3 protein-coding genes and 1 pseudogene are annotated in these 5,249 nt (G+C 71.1%); all 4 read left to right on the top strand.

Features of this window, described 5'->3' with window-relative positions; genetic code table 11:
• Positions 1 to 89, top strand: a pseudogene (locus tag ACIGZJ_RS36795) (ATP-binding protein); the annotation flags it as partial.
• Positions 90 to 489: 400 nt separating this feature from the next.
• Positions 490 to 3,924: a nitrate- and nitrite sensing domain-containing protein gene (locus ACIGZJ_RS36790; RefSeq protein WP_396461370.1), complete on the top strand. Its 3,435-nt coding sequence runs from the start codon at positions 490 to 492 to the stop codon at positions 3,922 to 3,924.
• A gap of 10 nt (positions 3,925 to 3,934) precedes the next feature.
• The gene (locus tag ACIGZJ_RS36785; RefSeq protein WP_392929684.1) at positions 3,935 to 4,348 is read left to right on the top strand and encodes a roadblock/LC7 domain-containing protein; all 414 of its coding nucleotides are present in this window, start codon (positions 3,935 to 3,937) and stop codon (positions 4,346 to 4,348) included.
• A gap of 161 nt (positions 4,349 to 4,509) precedes the next feature.
• A complete protein-coding gene (locus ACIGZJ_RS36780; RefSeq protein WP_396461369.1) occupies positions 4,510 to 5,199 on the top strand; it encodes a DUF742 domain-containing protein in 690 nt (229 codons plus the stop codon).
• Positions 5,200 to 5,249 lie beyond the last annotated feature (50 nt).

Raw genomic sequence — 5,249 nt, 5'->3', positions numbered from 1 at the left:
TCATCACCCTCGACGCCCGACGACGCGACTCCGCCAAGAGCGCCCTCATCACCCTCGTCGAACACGCCCTCCTCGCCCGCCTCCGCTGACCGGAGAACCGCAGGCCGGGAACCCCGGCGGCCCGCCACCAGAGCGGGCCGCCGGGACACGCGCGTGTGCGAGAGGTGTCACACCGGCGCATCGCGCAAGACCCGCGCATAAGCAGCGGATAACGGTTCGGTAGGCATTTGGTGATCAACAGTGACTCTGTGTAGCTCATCCACGTCACTCAGCGCCAGAAGACCACGGTTATGCCCCCGCATGTCGGCGAATGTCCGAAATGTGTCACAGTCGGCCGCCGTCGAGAGCTGTTTGTCCCCCATCCCTGCACGTGCTGAAATTCCAGCTACCCCTAAATCCTGTTCGTCAGTCCCACCCAGCAGCGGGCAGCTGCCAGGGGTAGCGCTGGATTGATCCATGGCCGCCGAGCGGCCGAGAGGTTGTTGTCGAGTGAGGCGTAAGCAGCAAGTCGCCCCGCAGCGGCGCTCCGAGCCCCGCCAGAGCGAGCCGAACGGTACCGCAACGGACCAGGCCGGGTTCTCCGCGTTCACACCCGCCGAAGAGCGGCCCCCGACCGCCGCCCAGCCCGCGGCCGTGTCCGCCAAGGACCGCCGCGACGGCGGCTCCCAGGCGTCCGACGCCACCCCGCAGGGCGGCAGCCGGTACGACTTCGTCCGGCCGCGCAACTGGCGCGTGCCGACCCGCCTGGTCGCGATCCTGCTGATCCCGGTGATCGTCGCCCTGGTCTTCGGTGGTCTGCGCGTCAACACCTCGGTCGACGGCTACATCAAGGCCTCCCGAGCCGAGAAGACCGCCCGCCTGGCCAAGGCCGCCACCGAACTCGCCGAGGCGCTGGAGACCGAGCGCGACAAGACGCTCATACCCCTGCTGACCAACCAGGACCCGGGCGGCGACGTCGCCAAGACCCGCGCCACCACCGACAACGCGCTCAAGGCCTACAACGCGGCCTACGCCGCCACCAACGGCGAGGGCGAGCTGTCCCGCCGCCACGAGGCCTTCCAGGGCTTCGCCAACGCGCTGCCGCACCTGCGCCAGAACGCCTACAAGCCCGAGCTGTTCGCCACCGCGACCCAGTCCGCGTACTCGGTGATGGTCGCGCCGCTGCTGTCCTACGACAACTCGGTCGGCCTCGGCAGCTCCAACATCACCAGCAAGGGCCGCGCGATCTACGCGATGTCCCTGGCCAAGGCCTCCGCCTCGACCCAGCGCGCGCTGATGCTCCACCTGCTGGTCGGCATCTCCGCCAACGCCACCACCCGGTACGAGAACAGCGACCTGATCCAGCAGCTGCTGGTCTCGGCCAAGCTGGAGCAGGTGTCGCTCGCCGAGTTCAGCAGCGGCAGCGCCCCCGAGGACCTCAAGACGTACGCCGACGCCCAGGTCGCCCAGGCCAACGCCGACCAGCGCGCCGCCTACCGGATGCCCAACGGCAGCGCCCCCACCATGCTGGGCCTGCTGGCCCTCGGCGCCACCTACACCCAGAACGCCGCCGACGGCATGACCAAGGGCAAGGCCGCCGCCGACGCCGCCTACAAGGACGCCAAGGACTCCGGCCTCACCCCCGAGAACTGGAACCAGGCCTCCAACACCCACATCGCGACCCTGCGCGCCACCGAGGTCGCGCTGCTCGACGACGTGCTCCAGGACGCGGCCGGCCTGCGGGACCGCGCCCTCTACGACGCCATCCTGAACTCGGTCATCGTCCTCGTCGCGCTGATCCTGGCCGGCGTGCTGACCGGTTTCACCGCGCGCTCGATGATCCTGGGCATGCGCACCCTGCGCAACGGCGCCCTGGAGATCGCCGACCACCGCCTGCCGGACCTGGTCGAGCGGCTCTCCAAGACCGACCCGGACCGGGTGGACACCTCGGTGACCCCGATCCCCCTGCACGGCAAGGACGAGATCGGCGAGGTCGCCCGCGCCTTCGACCAGGTCCACCAGCAGGCGGTCGCACTCGCCGCCGAGCAGGCCCTGCTCCGAGGGAACGTCAACGCGATCTTCACCAACCTGTCGCGCCGCAGCCAGAGCCTCATCCAGCGCCAGCTGGCACTGATCACCGACCTGGAGAACAACGAGGCCGACCCGGACCAGCTGGAGAACCTCTTCAAGCTGGACCACCTCGCCACCCGTATGCGCCGCAACGGTGAGAACCTGCTCGTCCTCGCGGGCGAGGAGGCCGGCCGCCGCTGGAACACCCCGGTGCCGCTGGTCGACGTGCTCCGCGCCGCCGCCTCCGAGGTGGAGCAGTACGAGCGCGTCGAGCTCGCCGGCATCCCCGAGGCCGAGGTCGTCGGCGCCGCCGTGACCGACCTCGTCCACCTGCTCGCCGAGCTGCTGGAGAACGCCACCTCGTTCTCCAGCCCGCAGACCCGGGTGCTGGTCAACGCCACCCGCCTGCCGGACGGCCGGGTGCTGGTCGAGATCCACGACAAGGGCATCGGCCTCACCGCCGAGGACTTCGCCGAGATCAACGAGAAGCTGGCCGAGCCGCCCACCGTCGACGCCACCATCTCCCGCCGCATGGGCCTGTTCGTGGTCGGCCGGCTGTCCCAGCGGCACGACATCCGCGTGCAGCTGCGCCCGTCCGGCGAGTCGGCCGGCACCACCTCGCTGGTCATGCTCCCGCCGTTCCTGACCCAGATGGGCGCGGTACCGGAGCCGGAGGAGCAGTTCACCGTCTCCCGGATCTTCGCCGACCAGGAGCCGACCGCGGCCGACTGGGCCGCCGAGGTCCAGAACCGCCCGCGCAGCGCCGCAGAGCTGGGCTTCGACGACCACCTCACCGGCAACGGCGGATCGGGCTTCAGCCCGGCCCTGGAGGCCGTCCAGCGCTCGCAGCGACTGGACCAGGTCCGCCGCGCCGCCCTGGAGTCCGGCCCCGGCACCGACGGCGAGCCGCCGGTGCTGGACGCCGAGGTCGAGGAGGCCCCGTACCAGCCCGAGACCGGCTACCAGCCGTACGGCTACGAGGACGACCAGTACGGCCAGAACGCCCAGAACGGCCAGTACGACCAGGGCGGGTACGGCAACGAGCAGTACGCCGACGGCCCGTACGGCCAGGACGACCAGTACGGCGGGTACCAGCAGCAGGGCTACGGCGACGAGCAGTACGCCCAGGACGGCCAGAACGGGCAGTACGCCCAGGACGGCCAGTACGCCCAGCAGGGCTACCAGGACTACCAGGGCTACGACGGCTACGCCGACGAGCAGTACGGCCGACAGGGCGAGGAGGCCCCCTCGGGCCACCCGTACAGCCCGGAGCCGGCCGCGCTGCCCACCGCCGAGCCCGCCACCACCCTGCCGTCCGGCCTGCCGCAGCGCCGTCCCGGCCAGCAGCTGGCCAGCGGCGGCACGACCGTGGGCCCGCGCCAGAACGACGGCCAGGACACCGGCGAGACCCCGAACTGGTTCACCGGCGCCAAGGACACCTCCGGCCCGGTCGAACCGCGCGGTCACGACGTGTCGGCCCTCGGCGGCTACGGTCCGACCGGCCCCACCGGTCCGACCGGTCCGACCAACTCGCCCTGGCAGTCGCCCAACGACGGCGACTGGCAGCGTGCCGAGCAGCTGCGCGAGCCGGCCTCCGGCGGTACCACCGCCTCGGGCCTGCCCCGCCGCGTACCCAAGCAGAACCTGGTGGCCGGCAACGCCAAGCCCACCCCGCAGGACGGGCCCCAGGTCTCCCGCAGCCCCGAGGAGGTCCGCGGCCGGCTCACCAACCTGCGCCGCGGCGTCGAGCAGGGCCGCAGCGCAGGCAGCACCGGAAGCTTCCGGATCGACCCCGATCAGGCAGACCCGTCCGGCAACGGACAGCAGAACCGCAGCACCGATCTCTTCGGCGGCTCGAACCACCAGGAGCGTTGAGTTGAGTCAGATGAGCCAGGCCGCACAGAACCTGAACTGGCTGATCACCAATTTCGTGGACAACACCCCCGGGGTGTCGCACACGGTGGTGGTCTCCGCCGACGGCCTCCTGCTGTGCATGTCGGAGGGTTTCCCCAGGGACCGCGCCGACCAGCTCGCCGCCGTCGCCTCCGGCCTCACCTCCCTCACGTCCGGCGCCAGCCGGATCTTCGAGGGCGGTGACGTCAACCAGACCGTCGTCGAGATGGAGCGCGGCTTCCTGTTCCTGATGGCCGTCAGCGACGGCTCCGCCCTCGCCGTACTGGCCTCTCCGGACTCCGACATCGGCCTCGTCGGCTACGAGATGGCACTGCTCGTCGACCGGGCCGGCGCCGTCCTGACCCCCGCGCTTCGCGCAGAACTCCAGGGCAGTCTGCTGCACTGACGGTTCGTCGGATACCGTCCTGGTATTCGAAGCACCTCCACGCCCGTCCCGGGCCCGCTTCGGCGGGCTCGGGTTCGGACGTTGTACGGCCTTCGCACCACCGGCTGGGGACCTGTGCCCGAGCTCGCACCGCACCGCCGCACCCTGTGAGGAGAGGAACCGTGACACCGCCCGACGACCGCAGCGGCCAATACGGCGTTCCGTACCCTGGCACAGGCCATGACGCCTTCGGAGCACCCGGCGTCGTCGGCCACGGTCAGCAGTACGGCCGGCCGCAGAACGGCCACCAGAACGGTCAGCAGAACGCCCCGCAGTACGGTCAGCAGCAGCAGTACGGCCAGCAGTACCCGCAGCAGGACCACTACGGCCAGTACGCCCCGCAGCAGCCCTCGTTCGACGCTCCCCCGGCCGGCTACCCGATGCCCGGCCGGACCGTCCCCGGCCACGGGCCCGGCTACGCGCCCGTCCAGGAGCCCGGGCACGTCGAGGAGTACGAGGACGAGGAGGACTCGGGCCCGCTGATCCGGCCCTTCGCGATGACCGGCGGACGCACCCGGCCGCGCTACGAGTTGGCGCTGGAGGCACTCGTCTCCGCGGACGTCGACCCGCAGCGCCTGGCCACCCTGCTCCCCGAGCACCAGCGGATCTGCACCCTGTGCACGGAGGTCAAGTCCGTCGCCGAGGTCTCGGCGCTGCTCTCCCTTCCTCTGGGGGTGGCCCGCATCCTCGTGGCCGACCTGGCCGAGGCCGGCCTGGTCGCCATCCACCAGCCCGCTTCCGGCGGCGAATCCGGAAACCAGCCCGACGTCACGCTGCTCGAAAGGGTCCTCAGTGGACTTCGCAAGCTCTAACGCGGCCGCCCCCACCCGCGCCACCACCTCCGCGAAGATCGTCGTCGCGG

This window comes from Kitasatospora sp. NPDC052868, assembly GCF_044547105.1.
Taxonomy (GTDB): Bacteria; Actinomycetota; Actinomycetes; order Streptomycetales; family Streptomycetaceae; genus Kitasatospora.
The sequence above is the reverse complement of the archived record's forward strand: the minus strand, read 5'-3'. Positions and strand labels throughout refer to the sequence as shown.